The following is a 16,375-nucleotide window of genomic DNA, read 5'->3' on the forward strand; positions in this document are numbered from 1 at the left end:
CGATACAAAAAAATAAAAATGGCCTAACTTCATAATTAAAAAAATTAAGAAGTTAGGCCACGCTAGGCATATACCAATTAAATGATACTTCCTCACATTTACCTATGTAATCATTATCTAATAATGAAACACATGATTGACTTATCTTCTTTAAAATCCCAGTCAATAAATAAATCTAGTACGTGTGTTCCGAAAATATTAGTAAAGTTAGCATCTCGATGGAAATAGCTTTTTTCTAAGTTATCTTTCGTTATTTTTAGTTCCTCCTGATAGCCTTTTTGAATTAATGCCTTTTCTATAAGGATTAAAATACCGATTCGCTCGACAATAATTATATTCTCAGAAAGCGGAACCGTCATTATTTTATCAGGTGTTTTTTGAACGATTGCTGTTATACGGGAAATTTCATCTTCAAGCATTTTTAAATTAAATGATGGTTTATGTTGATGTTTCTCGACAGATTTATCCAATATTAAAGTCATCATTCCAGAGTTGTTAGAAAAGTTCCAGTCGTGAAACATCTCTAAAACTTCGACGTCTAAACTGACTTGAACGACACCTTTAAGCTCTTCCAGAATATGACCAATAATGACTTGTCTTGTATGATCAACAAATTTGTCTTGTCCCTTTTCAAGAAGAACTTCCTCCATTGGTGAGATAAACCCTCTAATAAAAAGCACGAGATAGTTGCTGCTAATGGTAGCGTGACAAGATTCTGGTCCTCGTCCAAATTTTTGTCGCAGTATCTTACTAGTATAACTACTAATTTTCGTTGCCTTTTCTTGTATATTCACCTTAACACTTCTTTCTGAAGGGAAAACATAAAGAATTACTGCCATGAAAAACAATAATCCATTTAAGCATACCATATGTTATAGTACGTATGGAGATTATTTAAATATTTTCCAAAAAATAAACTTATTTTCCCATTTTATTGATACACATAGTATAGTCAATAAATTGAGATTTATTTCACATTCAAAATTATTTTTTACTCTTTCAATAAAAAGATATATTTTTTATTTATTGAGTAATCCCAAATCGTATACACTTCATTAATGAATATAGGAAATTCTTCGTGCAATTTACCCTTTAATGAATCGAAATTTTTACTAGCTTCTATGGAATAAGAGCGGAGAAGATCACAATGTCCTTTATTATACAAGTGCCTTTCAATTGGTAGCATGACATTTTTGCATTCGATAATATAAACGTTCTCATTGTACTTATAAAACTTCATTTCAGAAGGTGCTTTACAAATATTTGTATAAATCTCTTTCATCTTAACCATTACATATTCCTTCATACCATTTTCCATTACGTTAAGCTTTATTAGCGGTAACTGATTATTGTAAAACAATATAATACCAGTGTTTGTTTCATAATCCCATTCATGTACGAAACTATTAATATCTAAGTTTACTGCCTTTTTAATCTCATGTTTAAATTGCTCAAAAATAGCCTCTAAAATGACTGAACGGTATTTATAGGCTAAAGTCACCTCATTTCTTTGTATTAAAACTTCTTCTGCAGGCGTTTTAAAATGACGAACGTGAGCAAGCATCATCCCTTTTTCCATTGTAATGACACAGGAATCTGGACCTTTACCATACTTTTGTTTAATTAGTTTACTCATTTGACTACTTAGGAACGTCAACTGTTCCTGTCTTCCATTTTGCCTTATCATAACTCCCATTTCCTCCTGAACAATTCCTTCCTACCTATAAAAAACTGAAGTACAAACACTATTTATTAAAATAAAAGCTATTGTTGATTTTAGCTTAATGATACTCGCTATTCTCGAGCGGTTGGTGAGTCCTCAAAGCTATGAAGCTAGTCGTTTCAATCTTTTGAAAGACTACTATAAATCGGTTTCTCATAATAGTCGCGCAACGAATAGTCTAAAGGCACTTTTAAAATTGTTTTGTACTAGTGGCCTCATCTCCACTCCCGTAAGGGTATCTCGCCTTTCGCAAAAATCAACATTGTCCTTTAACAGAGCCAAAATAAAAAATGGCCTAACCTCATAATAATGAAGTTAGGCCATGGTTAAGACGCAACTGATCGATTACCAACTGTTCTTCCATTTACCGTCATTTTGTTTTATATGTATAGTGCTTCATTTGTATGTATATGAAGAATAGTGATTAATATGATCAATGACTGCTAGACATCAATCTTTTTTATTTTAACATATATTGCGTAGTCAAACAATAATTAACCTATGGCCACATCTCATCAACTAGTAACATTTATAATGCATACTCGCCCTAGAAAATGAAATGATGATCACTTCTTATAGTCTATTTAATTTTTTCATTTATTAATTATACAAGTACCACCTTAAAAATAGTTTAAAACCACAAATTTATCAAATTATAAAAATATTTTTTAGAGGTTTTTCCTTCTGAGTCAACCTCTCTTTCATCAAGGATCCAAATATAAGGAAAACCTTTCATCATGTCAATGAAAGGTTTCCTTGTCATTATATTCTTGGTGTCTTTTAACACTTTCAGTTTTAAGAACAGACAGCCACGAACGCGATTTTTTTCACTCTTATCCTTTAACGTTGTTCAATGCTTCTTTGGCTAATATGATTTGTTGCTTTACTTGTTTTGGCGCTGTTCCACCGTAGCTATTTCTTGCCCCTACAACATGCTCTGGTGTAAGTACCTCGTATATATCATCTTCAAATAATTCATGAAACTGCTTATATTCTTCTAGCGATAGCTCCAGTAAAAACTTTTTCTTTTCGATTGCATATAAAACCGTTTTACCAATAACTTCATGAGCATCTCTAAAAGGCAATCCTTTTGTAACGAGGTAATCTGCTATATCTGTTGCGTTTGAATAATCATGATTAACGGCACTTCTCATTTTTTCAACATTTACGACCATCGTTTCAATCATCGGTGCTAAAAGCTGCAGGGAGCCTTCAAGTGTTTCAACAGTATCAAACATTCCCTCCTTATCTTCTTGCATATCTTTGTTGTATGCCAACGGGAGCCCTTTTAATACTGTTAATAATCCCATTAAGTTACCATATACACGCCCTGTTTTTGCGCGTAACAGCTCTGGAACGTCCGGGTTTTTCTTTTGTGGCATGATGCTTGAGCCAGTGCAGAACGAGTCATCAAGCTCAACAAACTGAAACTCTTGGCTACTCCAAATGACGAGCTCTTCTGAAAGTCTTGAAATGTGCATCATTAAAATCGAAGCAGTGGATAAAAATTCAAGAATAAAGTCTCGATCACTCACTGCATCCATACTATTTGGATATACATGTGCAAAGCCTAATAGCTCAGCCACACGCTCTCTATCAATTGGAAAAGTAGTACCTGCTAGAGCACCTGCTCCTAATGGCAGCCAATTTACTCTTTCTAAACTATCGAGTAGTCTCCCTTTATCTCGTTCTAGCATCCAAAAATAGGCGAGTAAGTGGTGGGCAAATGAAATTGGCTGCGCACGCTGAAGATGTGTATACCCTGGAATAATAGTGTCTACATTTTTTTCAGCTTGTTCTATGATAGCAGCTTGAACCGCTTCTACTAAACTAATGATTTCAACAGTATGGTTTTTTAAATATAAATGCATATCTGTTGCGACTTGGTCATTCCTACTTCTCCCAGTATGCAACTTTCCTCCGACTGGTCCAATTTCATCAATTAGAAACTTCTCAATATTCATATGAATATCTTCGTTTGCAACAGAGTATGTAAGCTCTCCATTTTCTAGCTTTTCCTTCACCTTTTGTAAGCCTTGTTTAATTTTATCGGCATCCTCTTTGGAGATAATATTGCATTCTCCTAGCATTTGCACGTGTGCTATGCTTCCTTCTATATCTTCGTGTGCAAGCTTTTGGTCAAATGATATTGATGCTGTAAGCTCTTCTACTAATTTATTCGTTTCCTTCGTGAATCTTCCGCCCCAAAGTTTAGACATGAGTTGATTCTCCTTTTCTATTTCATTGTTTCGTTATAGTAAAAACAGTAGGAAGTGAATTCTCCCTACTGTCTTATACGAGACGAGACGCTTATGCTAACCTAAAATCTTTGAGCTTTTCTCTGCCTTGTGGGATATATATTCTTCTTTTAACGTATTTGCTGTCTTCGTTTCGTTTACTTCGGAGTAAACCTTTGTCGTTAAACCCCATAGCTTAATGAAGCCTACTGCCGCGTTATGATCGAAAGCGTCGCCTTTAGAGTATGTTGCAAGCTCTTCGTTGTATAAGCTGTTATCGGATTTTCTTGCAACAACATCAAAGTTTCCTTTATGAAGCTTCACTTTAATTGTACCAGAAACGACCTTTTGTGTTTCATTTACAAATGCATCTAGCGCTTGCTTTAACGGTGAATACCAAAGACCATCGTAAATCATTTGTGTCATTTGCTGATCAACTTGTGTTTTAAATTGTGTTACTTCACGAGGTAAAGTTAAAAATTCAAGCTCTTTATGCGCTTTAATTAAAATAAGTGCTGCTGGTGTTTCATACACTTCACGCGATTTAATCCCTACTAATCGGTTTTCAATGTGATCGATTCTTCCTACGCCATGCTTTCCACCAATTTCATTCAACGTTTCAATAAGCTCTACTAATGGAAGCTCTTTTCCGTTTAAAGCAACTGGCTCGCCGTTTTTAAATTCAATGTCAACATATTCTGCATCATCAGGTGTCATAGAAATTGGTGCAGTCCAATCAAAAGCTCCTTCTGGCGCTTCTACCCAAGGATCCTCTAGTACACCAGCTTCACATGCTCTTCCCCAAATATTCGCATCAATTGAATATGGATTTTCTAACGTTGCAGGAACTGGAATTCCTTTTTCTTCTGCATAAGCAATCTCTTCATCACGCGTCATTCCCCATTCACGGACAGGTGCAATCACCTCTAAATTCGGGTTTAACGCTTGAATAGATACTTCAAAGCGCACTTGGTCATTCCCTTTTCCTGTACAACCGTGTGCGACAGCAACTGCTCCCTCTTGTTCTGCAACTTCCACTAATAGTTTAGAAATGAGAGGACGAGAAAGAGCAGAAGACAATGGATATTTCCCTTCATATAAGCAGTTCGCTTTCAATGCAGGTAACACGTATTCCTTCGCTAATAGTTCCTTTGCATCGACCATAATTGCTTTTACAGCACCAACATCGAGCGCTTTATTTTTAATTGCTTCAAAATCCTTTTTCTCTCCAACGTCGAGCCCTAGTGCGATTACATCATAGCCGTACTGCTCTTGGATCCATTTAATTGAAACTGAAGTATCTAAACCACCGGAATACGCTAATACTACTTTTCCCTTACTCATGTTCATTTCTCCCCTTTGAACGAATTAATATCTAGCTTGTCGTATTTTTATGCATTTACATTTAAAAAAATTAGTCCTTCATCAAGACTTTTAAAAGTGCCTTTTGTGCATGTAGTCTATTTTCTGCTTCATCAAAAACTACGGAGTGTGTTCCATCAATGATTTCTGCTGTTACTTCTTCTTCACGATGTGCTGGTAAGCAATGTAAAAAAATGAAATCATCCTTCGCATGCTTACAAAGGTTACTATTTACTTGAAACGGCTTAAAAGCATTGATTCTTTCTTCCTGTTCGTCTTCCTGCCCCATACTCGCCCACACGTCTGTCACAACAACATCTGCGTCCTTCACTGCTTCAATTGGGTCGTTTGTAAAAGAGATCGAACTATTTTGCTTTTCTGCGTCAGCGTTAGCCCCTTTAAGTATGTCTGCATTCGGTTCATATGCATTTGGACTTGCAATAGCGATATTCATACCGACCTTTGCAGCACCTTCAATTAAGGAGTGTGCGACATTATTATTTCCGTCTCCAATATAGCAAAGTTTAAGTCCTTTTAGTTTACCTTTATGTTCTAAAATCGTCAAGAGATCTGCCAAAACTTGTGCAGGATGATGTAAGTCTGTTAAGCCATTGATGACAGGGATTGTCGCGTGCTCTGCAAGCTCCTCTACCTTTTCATGTTCAAATGTTCTTATCATGATGCCATTCACGTATCTCGACAGTACTTTTGCTGTGTCATGGATGCTTTCCCCTCGACCTAATTGAATGTCTTTACTACTCAAAAATATCGCGTGCCCTCCAAGCTGAAGCATCCCTACTTCAAAAGATACTCTCGTTCTTGTTGACGATTTTTCAAAGATCATCCCTAGCGTTTTTCCTTGTAGGTCTGTTTGGGGAATTCCTTGCTTCTGCTTTTGCTTTAAATCAATCGCTTCCTCTAGTAAAAAAAGAATATCTTCTGTTTCAAGCTCCGCGAGGGTTAAGAAATCTTTCCCTCGCAGCTTTTGTTCTATCATTGCTTTATCCTCTAATTTTTTTGTAGTTGGCATAACGGCACCTCTTCATTCCCATTTTTTATATATGCAAGATAGTCACCTAACGTTCTTGGTATTTCGATCGTTTCTTTTTGTTCAAATGCATCAATCCACGGCTTCAATGTATCGTTACTCGTAAAATACGGCACTTGATAACGAACCGCTAGCTCCCTAATGTAAAAACCGATTTTTTCCCCGTCACGGCCTTCATTTGGTATATTTAACACGATTGTAGGTGTCGTTTTTTTCCAGAAGTCATGTAAAAGCACTTTCTCTTTATTAATAGCTTCTGCATGTATCCCTTTCTCCTGTAAAAACGTCACTGTCCCCTCTGTCCCAATAATAGCATAACCATTTTTCACAAATGATTGAATATACGCTACACTTTCGTCTTTTGCTCGATCAGAAATTGAACAAAAAAGCACTTTATTATCTTCGTTTTTGTTTACGTTGTTTAAGGCTAAAGCCTTAGAAAATGCTTCTTCTATCGTTAGTCCTAACCCTAACGTTTCACCTGTTGATTTCATTTCTGGGCCAAGAACGTGATCAACACCCTTTAGCTTACTCGCAGAAAATATAGGTGCCTTAACAGAATAATATTGAGGTTCTTGGAGTAACCCTAGCACTTCGCTTAAGTCTGTTAACGAATCGCCTAATTGAACGTTTGTTGCCCACTCAATCATTGGAACGCCTGTAACTTTACTCATGATCGGAACTGTTCGGGAAGACCTAGGATTTACCTCTAATACATAAACTGTCTCGTCATGAACAACGTATTGAATATTCATCATACCAACGATCGGCAGTGCCTTCGCTATTCTTTCCCCGTATTTAATCACCATTTCCTTCGTATGCTCACCGATAGTGATTGGTGGGAATAAGGCGACACTATCTCCTGAATGGACACCTGCTTTTTCTAAGTGTTCAAAGATCCCTGGGACGACGATAGATTCCCCATCACTAATGACGTCTATTTCACATTCAAGACCTGGTAAGTATTTATCTACAAGTAACGGCCAGCTTCGCTCACTACCATCTTCGATAATTCGGTGCAAATATTTGTTCAGCTCATAATCGTTATAACAAATAAACATTGATTGTCCGCCAATGACATAAGAAGGTCGAATTAATACGGGATACTCTAACTCATTCGCTGACTTCAAAAGTTGATCCGGATTCGAAATCGTTTTTCCTGCTATATGCGGGATGTCTAGGTCGTTTAAAAGTGCATAAAATTGTTCTCTATCTTCTAGCTTATCTATCACTTCATTTGATGTACCTAGAACTTTAACACCTTCAGCCTCTAGCTCATTCGCTAAATTAATCGCAGTTTGCCCACCAAATTGCACGAGTACTCCTTCTACTTTTTCCTTTTCTACGACAGCTAATATATCCTCCAACGCTAGTGGCTCGAAATATAATCTATCTGCAATAGAATAGTCGGTACTCACTGTTTCTGGGTTATTATTCATGACGATTGCTTCATAGCCTTTTTTCTTCACAGCCTTGGCTGCATGCACAGAGCAATAGTCGAACTCGATCCCTTGACCGATACGAATCGGACCAGAGCCAATGACCAATACTTTCTTTTTATTCGTTGAAGTCTCTACTTCATCGGCCCCACGGTAAGTAGAATAATAGTATGGCGTAATCGCATCAAATTCAGCTGCGCAAGTATCCACAAGCTTGTAGCCTCGTTTTACGTGAAGCTGCTTCAGCTTTTGCCTCACTTCTTTTTCCGTGATGGAAAAAATTTCAGCAATTCGTTTATCCCCTACGTTAAGGTGCTTTGCTTTTTTGATTAACTCATCAGGTACAATTTCCCATTGGTACGTAGCTAGCTCACTTTCACAAGTGACGATATTTTTTACTTTCGTTAAGAACCAGCGATCGATCTCTGTTAGCATCGCTATTTGTTCAATCGTGTATCCTCTACGGAAAGCTTCCGCAATGGCAAATAGCCTTAAATCCGTTGGCTTTATTAATAATGCCTCGATTTCTTCTGATGTTTTATTTCGTACAGCCGGCAAATATAAACTATGCGCCTTCATTTCCATCGATCGAAGAGCTTTATTTAGCGCACCTTCAAAGGAACGATCTATTGCCATTACTTCCCCAGTAGCCTTCATTTGTGTACCTAGTGATCGATCACCCTCCGAAAATTTATCAAATGGAAAACGAGGTAGCTTTGCAACGATATAGTCAATCGCAGGCTCAAATGAAGCATACGTGTTTCCTGTTATCGGATTTAATATTTCATCTAAATGGTATCCTATCGCGCACTTTGTTGCTATTCTTGCAATCGGATAGCCAGTTGCTTTCGATGCTAATGCCGAAGAACGACTCACTCTTGGATTTACTTCAATAATGTAATACTGATTCGATTGCGGCTCTAATGCAAACTGAATATTACATCCACCAACGACATTTAATGCCCTTATTACCTTCAATGAGGAGTCTCGGAGCATTTGATATTGAACGTCAGATAACGTTTGTGATGGTGCTACAACGATAGAATCGCCTGTATGGACACCGACAGGGTCCATGTTTTCCATATTACAAACGATTGTGCACGTATCATTTTCATCGCGCATCACTTCATATTCTACTTCTTTCCAGCCTTTAATACTTTTTTCAATTAAAACTTGATGAATAGGGCTTAACGTTAACCCTTGCTTCAAAATCGCCTCAAGCTCTTCATCATTTGTTGCAAACCCTCCGCCAGCACCACCTAACGTATATGCCGGGCGAATAATGACTGGATAACCTATTTCTTTTACAAAATGAAAACCAGATTCCATATCTTCAATAATAGAAGACTCTGGAATTGGTTCACCAATTTCTAGCATAAGGTTTCTAAATTTTTCTCTGTCTTCCCCTTTTTGAATAGATTGTACCGATGTTCCGAGTAATGTAACATCATATTTATCTAAAATGCCACTTTCATATAGTTCGACCGTTAAGTTTAAGCCAGTTTGCCCACCGAGCGTACCAATCATGCCATCTGGATTTTCTATTTTTATTATTTTTTCAATCGTTTCGATGTTTAATGGTTCGATATATACTTGGTCTGCCACCGATTGGTCTGTCATGATCGTTGCTGGATTGTTATTTACGAGGACAACTTCTATGCCTTCCTCTTTTAACGCTAAACACGCTTGTGTTCCAGCATAGTCAAATTCCGCTGCCTGCCCAATGACAATTGGTCCAGAACCGATGACAAGTACTTTGCTTAAATTGTTATGCTTTGGCATACGTTCTCCCTCCAGAAGCAATCACTTGTTGTAAAAATTGATTAAAAATGTATTCTGTATCACTTGGTCCTGGATGTGCTTCAGGATGAAACTGAACAGATTGTATTGGTAAGTGGTTATGCTTTAATCCTTCTACTGTCTTATCATTTACATTTTTAAATAGCACTTGAAAGTCGTCATAGTTGATACTATCTTCAATGACCACATAACCATGGTTTTGAGCTGTCATGCTTACTTTTCCAGTAGTTAATTCTTTGACAGGATGATTTCCGCCACGATGCCCAAATGCGAGCTTTTTCGTTTTAGCTCCATGCGCTAGTGCAATTAATTGATGTCCTAAACAAATACCTAATGTCGGAAAGCTTTCTGTGATTCTTTTAATTTCTTTAAACCACGGCTCGAGCTTCATAGGATTTCCAGGGCCGTTACTTAATAACACTCCGTCTGGCTCTAATGCTGCTATTTGTTCATAGCTATAGTAATAAGGAACAACCGTTACGGCACAATTTTGTTTTAACAGTGCATGTAAAATTGATTTTTTATACCCATAGTCGATTAAGACGACATGTTCGCCGTCATTTTCATAAACAACTGGCTCCTTCGTCGACACATGGTCGACCCAAAAATCCGTTGAAACGTCTTTCCCATTCTTTTTTAACATATCGGTTGATGGCTCTGTTGTAATCATGCCTTTAACCGTATGATGCTTTCGAATTACTTTCACTAACGCTCTTGTATCGACCTCTGTTAAGCCTGGTATACTCGCTTCCTTAAGCTCATCTGAAAACTTTTTCGTCGCTTGGTAGTGACTAGGGTCATCGCACATATCACCAGTAATCACTCCTGCTACTACCGTTTTTAAGCTTTCGTCATCGAATTTGTTCAACCCATAATTTCCGATTAGCGGATAACAAAAAGTGAGAATTTGGCCTGCATAAGAAGGATCTGTTAGGATTTCTTGATACCCTGTCATACTTGTATTAAAAACAACCTCACCGACCATATCATTTAGCTCTCCGATGAGCTTGCCTTCAAAAACTTCCCCTGTTTCAAGTACTAAGTATGCTGGCTTCACAAGGATCCCTCACTTTCTAATTCCATCGCTTTAAAAATATCAATCAATGAATCTATTACTTCGTCAACTTCTTCTTTCGTAGTCGTTAACGGAGGTAAAAGTCTAATCACATTTGGACCTGCTAATAAAACTAAAATATTTTTATCCCGTGCTTTTGCAATGATGTCATTGGCTGGCCCTTTTAAAACGATTCCTTGCATCAGTCCTATTCCGCGAACCGCTTCTATTTCGACAAATTGATTTTTCAACTCATTCAGCTTCTCCGTTAAATATGCCCCAATATTAGTAGCATGTGGTAACCACTTCGTTACTTCACGCATTGTAGCGACGCCTGCTGTTGTTACAATCGGATTACCACCAAATGTCGTACCGTGTGTGCCTGCTTCCAGCGCTTTAGCTGCTTCCTCCGTTGCTACTATCGCACCTATCGGTAGACCTGAGCCTAGTCCTTTTGCTAACGTCATCACATCAGGTGTAATTCCGTACTGTTCATAAGCAAATAACGAACCTGTTCGCCCGATACCCGTTTGCACTTCATCAAATATGAGAAGAATGTCATGCTCCTTACAAATTTTTGAAAGCTCCTCGAGCCATTCTTTGTTTGCAGGAATCACACCACCTTCTCCTTGAATGACTTCTAAAAGTACTGCACATGTCGTTGACTTAGCGACTTCTTTTAATGACTCAATATCGTTATAAGGTAAATAGCGAAAGCCTGGTGCTAGCGGAGCAAAGCCATCTTGTATTTTAGATTGCCCTGTTGCAGTTAATGTCGCGAGAGTTCGGCCGTGAAAGGATTGTTTAAATGTGACTACTTCAAAGGCGTCATTTCCTTTCACTTTTTGCGCATATCGACGTGCAAGCTTTATTGCACCTTCATTTGCTTCCGCACCACTGTTACAAAAAAATACTTTGTCACCGAAGCTATTATCTGTTAGCAAATCAGCTAATTCCTGTTGAGATGGGATATGAAACAAGTTAGAACAGTGCCAAAGTGCTTGCAGCTGCGCTTCTACTTTATTTTTCACCTCGTCATTGACGTGTCCTAAGTTACACGTTCCGATGCCAGAAGTGAAGTCTAAATATTTATTTCCTTTATCATCCCATACGTAGCTCCCTTTCCCTTTGACGATCGTAAGTGGAAATCTAGCGTACGTTGGCATTATCGTTTCAGTTTTTATCGCCTCAGACATGGTACATCTCCCTATCTGCTATCATTTTTGTGCCGATTTTTTTTCCTTCTAAAAAATGGGTAATACTATTCGTTTCCATCCCATTTAAGATGACTACTTGATCAACATTATGTGTTAAGCCATCAATTGCCGCTCTCACCTTCGGAATCATGCCACCAGTGATGACCTCTTGCTCAATGAGTGACTCCGCTTCTGACTGGGAAAGTTCATGAAAGGTTTTTGTTACGCCGTTCTTTTCCGCGTATATACCTGGGATGTCACTAATAAAGCAAAGCTTCGCGCCTAACGCTTGCGCAACAGCGGATGCTGCAACATCACCATTTATGTTGTATTTCTGTCCTTCACGATCAATACCGACTGGTGATATAACAGGGATGAAGTCTTGGTCTAATATTTGATCAATTAATTTTGTCTTCACTTGAACAACTTCGCCAACAAAGCCTAGCTTTTCTGCACTTGTCGTAGGTGCTGCTTGTAGTAAAGCCCCATCGACACCACTAATACCGTAAGCATTTCCGCCAACCTTTTGTAAGCTTTCTACAATTTGTTTATTTACAGAGCCGCTTAACACCATCTCCACGACGTTAAGCACTTCCTTCGTTGTTACCCTTAAGCCATCTTCAAACGTTGTATTTACACCGAGCTTCGTTAAGAGCGAGGAAATGAGTGGACCACCACCGTGAACGATGACAGGTTTACATATTCCCTTTTGATGGAGCTCAGCTATATTTTTATAAAATGATTGTGGTAATCTTTCTAGCACACTACCGCCACATTTGATGACAAGATAATTCATCGGACTCCTCCTTATGTTCGATAGGAAGCGTTGATTTTGACATAGTCATACGTTAAATCGCATCCCCAAGCAGTCGCACTCGCTTCTCCTTGCTGAAGATCTACAACGATGGATACTGTCTCTTGTTGGAGGTAATCCTTCGCTACTTCTTCGTCAAAATAAAGTGGTAGGCCATTTTCAACGACAGGAATTGGACCTAAAGCAACACTCACTTTTTCAGGCAAAATCGGTTGCTCGCTATACCCTATTGCACAAACAATTCGCCCCCAGTTCGGATCAGCACCATAAATCGCTGTTTTTACTAAGTTAGAAGATATAATCGTTTTACTTATCTTTCTAGCAGCTTCCTCCGATTGTGCTCCTTTTACTTCTACCTCAACGAGCTTCGTAGCCCCTTCTCCGTCTCGTGCAATCTTTTTCGCAAGTATTTGACTCACTTGTTCAAGCGCATCTAAAAATTTCTCCCACTCCGGGTGGTTTTCATTTAATGGTGCATTGTTTGCTTTTCCGTTCGCCATAACGAGCACCATGTCATTTGTACTTGAGTCTCCGTCAACAGTAATCATGTTGTATGTTTTATTTGTTACTTGCTTTAATGCATTCGATAAGCTTTCTTGCTCAACATTTGCATCCGTTGTAACGAAAGCAAGCATTGTTGCCATATTAGGGTGAATCATCCCTGACCCTTTTGCAGCACCGCCGATACTCACTTTTTTTCCATCAATTTCAAACTGCACTGCGATATGCTTCACACATGTATCTGTCGTTAAAATCGCTTTTTCAAATCGATCGGTGTCAATATGCTCGCTTTTATCTGACTCAGAAACACCTGCCTTAATTTTTTCCATCGGTAAGTGTGTTCCGATAAGCCCTGTAGAAGTAACGGCTACAAGGTGATCTTCAATTCCGAGCTTACTGGCAAAAAGATGACGCATTTCGTAAGCATCTTCAAGCCCTTTATCTCCTGTACACGCATTTGCTACGCCGGAGTTAACTAATATTGCTTGAATTTTATTTTCAACTGCAATACTTTCTTTCGTAACATGTAATGGCGCTGCTTGAAATTGGTTTGTAGTATATACTCCTGCAGTGTTTGCTGGCACGTCAGATTGAATCCAACCAAGATCTAGCTTATATTTTTTTATTCCACAATGAAGTCCGCCGGCTTTATACCCTTCAGGTGTTGTTACATTTCCGTTCGTTAACACATGAAGTTTTTTCTTTATCGTCGTTTGCATATGATCAGTCCATCCTTTCATTTCTCTTTACGGGTACATCGGTATTTCTTTTAATCCTAGCGTCACGTCCCAACCGTTCATGACATTCAAGTTTTGAATGGCCTGACCTGCTGCTCCTTTGACTAAATTGTCGATCACCGATACGATCGTTACTTTTCCAGTTCGTGCATCTGCGTGTATACCAATATCACAGTAGTTACTGCCACTTACCTCTTTCGTCGCTGGGTAAATACCCTCTTGCCGAACACGGACAAATGGATGCTGACTGTATACGTCTGTATAAAAATTAATGAGCTCTTCTGTCGTCTTTTCTTCGTTTAAATCTACATAAATGGTGCACATGAGTCCTCTTGTCATTGGAATTAAGTGTGTTGTAAAGGTGACCTGCGTCTCCTGACCCGATTCCTTTTGAATAAACTGTTCAATTTCTGGTATGTGTTGATGCTCTCCTAGTTTATAAGCTTTTAAATTTTCATTAATTTCAGAATAAAGTGTTCCTAGCCCTACTTTTCTACCTGCTCCTGATACGCCTGATTTGCCATCAATGATGATCGACTCAACATTTACCCAACCTTTTTTTACAATTGGTAATAACGCAAGTAGCGTTGCAGTCGGGTAACAACCCGGATTAGAAATAAGTTTGCTATTCATAATTTCTTGTTCATACAACTCTGTTAAGCCGTATGTAGCTTCCTGCAAATAATCTTCCGAAGCAGCCGACGTACCATACCAAGTTTCATAGACTTCTTGAGACGTTAGCCTAAAATCACCTGATAAGTCTATGCAAGCTATATTATTTTTGCGACATTCTGGTACTAATTTTTGACTAACTCCAGGTGGTGTTGCAAAAAATACAACATCAACATCTGATGATAGTCCTTGTATATTCCATTCATTCATCTGAACATTAATAATATTCGTTAAGTGAGGATAAACTTCTTTTATTTCTGTTCCGCTCTGAGAATGAGAGATAATTGATTTTAAATGGACATGTGGATGCTTATTTAACAAGCGAATTAGCTCAACAGCCCCATATCCTGTTCCCCCAACAACAGCTACATTTACCACGTTAACAAACCTCCCATTCCCTTGATTAGTTCATTATTATACTCCTTGATGAATTTATATGCAATAGAATTAAAAAAATTATTGTATTGTTTTTATAAGATAAGGTTGACTAAAAGGAGGTTTTTTACGAGGGCACTGAAAAAGTTGTTTTGTACTTTTTCAGTGCCCTCGTTTTTTACCTCTTAGTCAACCTTTACGCATCATATGTAAGTTGGTTTCTTATAGCGAGCTTGTCGGAGTTTTGCCATTAGTCTTTAGGTCGTAGTTCGCTTCTCGCTATTAAACGCATGATAATACTCGTCTCTTAATAAAGAGTATACGACTGTATCGTGATACTTTTCTCCGTCAAAGTCCGTTTGCCTTAATACGCCATCCTTATGGAAACCGTACTTTTCTAGTAGTTTTTTAGATCCTTTATTTTCAGCAAATATATCGCCAACGATTCGATTCAGTTTCATCACTTCAAAACCGAATTGTAAAATATACGATAAAATCTCTGTCATCACTCCTGTTTGTTGATATTCTTTTCTAATGACCACTCCCATCTCTGTTTTCTTATGCCAAAGGTTTAGCTTATGAAAACGAAACGTACCTACTATTTCCTCATTCATTTTATTGACGATGACCCATGGGACTTCCTTTGTTTTTTCGAATTGCTGCAAACTTCCTATTATGTTTTCTTTTACTTCTTCTATCGTTTTAACGGGGTGAGGTGTAATATATTTCATTGTGTTCTTTTCTTTTAAAAAAGAATATAGGCTGCTTGCATCCTCTACCATAATCTCCCGTAGCAAATAGTTTTTTGTTTCTATTAATGGAATACTCTCTAATCTCTTGATTTGTTTCTCCATATATTCTCTCCTAGCTCTTTTCGCATAGATTGTTGTTTTTAAATATATTTATATGCTTGGCTGCACTACTGGTGGACGCTTTCCGCGGGCAAGGCTTCAGCTAATCGGGAAAACCCACCCGATGGATCTTCAGCCCTTGCTATTCCCGCTGGAGTCGCCACCTTTCGTTTCACCAAGCTGAAAAAAGCAACAAATTTTAAGAAAACAACCTCTCTCCTTTTTATCGGTTCATCTTTGTATACTTTCTTTCTAGTTAATCTAAAGAATATTATTACTTATTCATCGCAAAATAACAAAGAATGACTAATAGGAGGTTTTATACATGCATACACAACGAGCGAAGGAAATAGCGCAATCACCTGATATGAAGAATGTTACATATAATGGCGAACAAATTTATATTCAACACGTGAACGATGAAAATGATACTGCTCGCATTTTCCCAATAAACGATTCACAAAATGAGAAAGAAGTTTTAGTCGCAAACTTAAAAGAAGAGTAAAGAATGGATGTGCAAAAGCTACTTTTAAGTAGAACCTCTTGAAAGTAACTTTTTGCCCCGT

The 16,375-nt window shown here is 38.0% G+C and carries 13 protein-coding genes; 1 reads left to right on the top strand and 12 read right to left on the bottom strand.

All coding sequences use genetic code 11. From position 1 onward, the window contains the following. Window positions 1-113 precede the first annotated feature (113 nt). The 12 genes from BCELL_RS20700 to BCELL_RS20755 form a co-directional block, all read right to left on the bottom strand. Window positions 114-839, bottom strand: a complete 726-nt coding sequence (locus BCELL_RS20700; protein ID WP_013490748.1) for a Na-translocating system protein MpsC family protein — start codon at window positions 837-839, stop codon at window positions 114-116. Between the two features lie 152 nt (window positions 840-991). After that, window positions 992-1,687: a Na-translocating system protein MpsC family protein gene (locus BCELL_RS20705; RefSeq protein ID WP_013490749.1), complete on the bottom strand. Its 696-nt coding sequence runs from the start codon at window positions 1,685-1,687 to the stop codon at window positions 992-994. Between the two features lie 869 nt (window positions 1,688-2,556). Further along, window positions 2,557-3,942 (bottom strand): argininosuccinate lyase, encoded by a 1,386-nt coding sequence (gene argH / locus BCELL_RS20710; RefSeq protein WP_013490750.1) that lies wholly within the window; start codon window positions 3,940-3,942, stop codon window positions 2,557-2,559. A gap of 96 nt (window positions 3,943-4,038) precedes the next feature. Beyond that, window positions 4,039-5,304, bottom strand: a complete 1,266-nt coding sequence (locus BCELL_RS20715; protein ID WP_013490751.1) for an argininosuccinate synthase — start codon at window positions 5,302-5,304, stop codon at window positions 4,039-4,041. 70 nt (window positions 5,305-5,374) lie between these two features. Next, window positions 5,375-6,352 carry an ornithine carbamoyltransferase gene (gene argF / locus BCELL_RS20720; protein WP_013490752.1) on the bottom strand — a complete coding sequence of 326 codons (978 nt, stop codon included), beginning with the start codon at window positions 6,350-6,352 and terminating at the stop codon, window positions 5,375-5,377. Further along, a complete protein-coding gene (gene carB / locus BCELL_RS20725) occupies window positions 6,331-9,591 on the bottom strand; it encodes a carbamoyl-phosphate synthase (glutamine-hydrolyzing) large subunit (RefSeq protein WP_013490753.1) in 3,261 nt (1,086 codons plus the stop codon). Before carB ends, argF begins: the two co-directional genes overlap by 22 nt. Beyond that, window positions 9,578-10,666, bottom strand: a complete 1,089-nt coding sequence (locus BCELL_RS20730) for a carbamoyl phosphate synthase small subunit (protein ID WP_013490754.1) — start codon at window positions 10,664-10,666, stop codon at window positions 9,578-9,580. Before BCELL_RS20730 ends, carB begins: the two co-directional genes overlap by 14 nt. After that, on the bottom strand, window positions 10,663-11,859 hold the full coding sequence (locus BCELL_RS20735; RefSeq protein WP_013490755.1) for an acetylornithine transaminase: 1,197 nt from the start codon (window positions 11,857-11,859) through the stop codon (window positions 10,663-10,665). The genes BCELL_RS20730 and BCELL_RS20735 overlap by 4 nt, the downstream gene beginning before the upstream one ends. Beyond that, window positions 11,852-12,655, bottom strand: coding sequence for an acetylglutamate kinase (gene argB / locus BCELL_RS20740; RefSeq protein ID WP_013490756.1), 804 nt, complete (start codon window positions 12,653-12,655; stop codon window positions 11,852-11,854). The genes BCELL_RS20735 and argB overlap by 8 nt, the downstream gene beginning before the upstream one ends. 11 nt (window positions 12,656-12,666) lie before the next feature. Continuing rightward, window positions 12,667-13,893, bottom strand: a complete 1,227-nt coding sequence (argJ, locus tag BCELL_RS20745) for a bifunctional ornithine acetyltransferase/N-acetylglutamate synthase (protein WP_013490757.1) — start codon at window positions 13,891-13,893, stop codon at window positions 12,667-12,669. Between the two features lie 27 nt (window positions 13,894-13,920). Then, entirely contained in the window at window positions 13,921-14,961 is a 1,041-nt protein-coding gene (gene argC, locus BCELL_RS20750; protein WP_013490758.1) for an N-acetyl-gamma-glutamyl-phosphate reductase, read from the bottom strand. Window positions 14,962-15,215: 254 nt separating this feature from the next. Further along, the gene (locus BCELL_RS20755; protein WP_013490759.1) at window positions 15,216-15,812 is read right to left on the bottom strand and encodes a GNAT family N-acetyltransferase; all 597 of its coding nucleotides are present in this window, start codon (window positions 15,810-15,812) and stop codon (window positions 15,216-15,218) included. Window positions 15,813-16,134: 322 nt separating this feature from the next. Between BCELL_RS20755 and BCELL_RS20760 the strand changes: the two genes are divergently transcribed. Continuing rightward, window positions 16,135-16,314 carry an H-type small acid-soluble spore protein gene (locus BCELL_RS20760; protein ID WP_013490760.1) on the top strand — a complete coding sequence of 60 codons (180 nt, stop codon included), beginning with the start codon at window positions 16,135-16,137 and terminating at the stop codon, window positions 16,312-16,314. Window positions 16,315-16,375: the final 61 nt, after the last annotated feature.

This window comes from Evansella cellulosilytica DSM 2522, from assembly GCF_000177235.2.
GTDB lineage: Bacteria > Bacillota > Bacilli > Bacillales > Salisediminibacteriaceae > Evansella > Evansella cellulosilytica.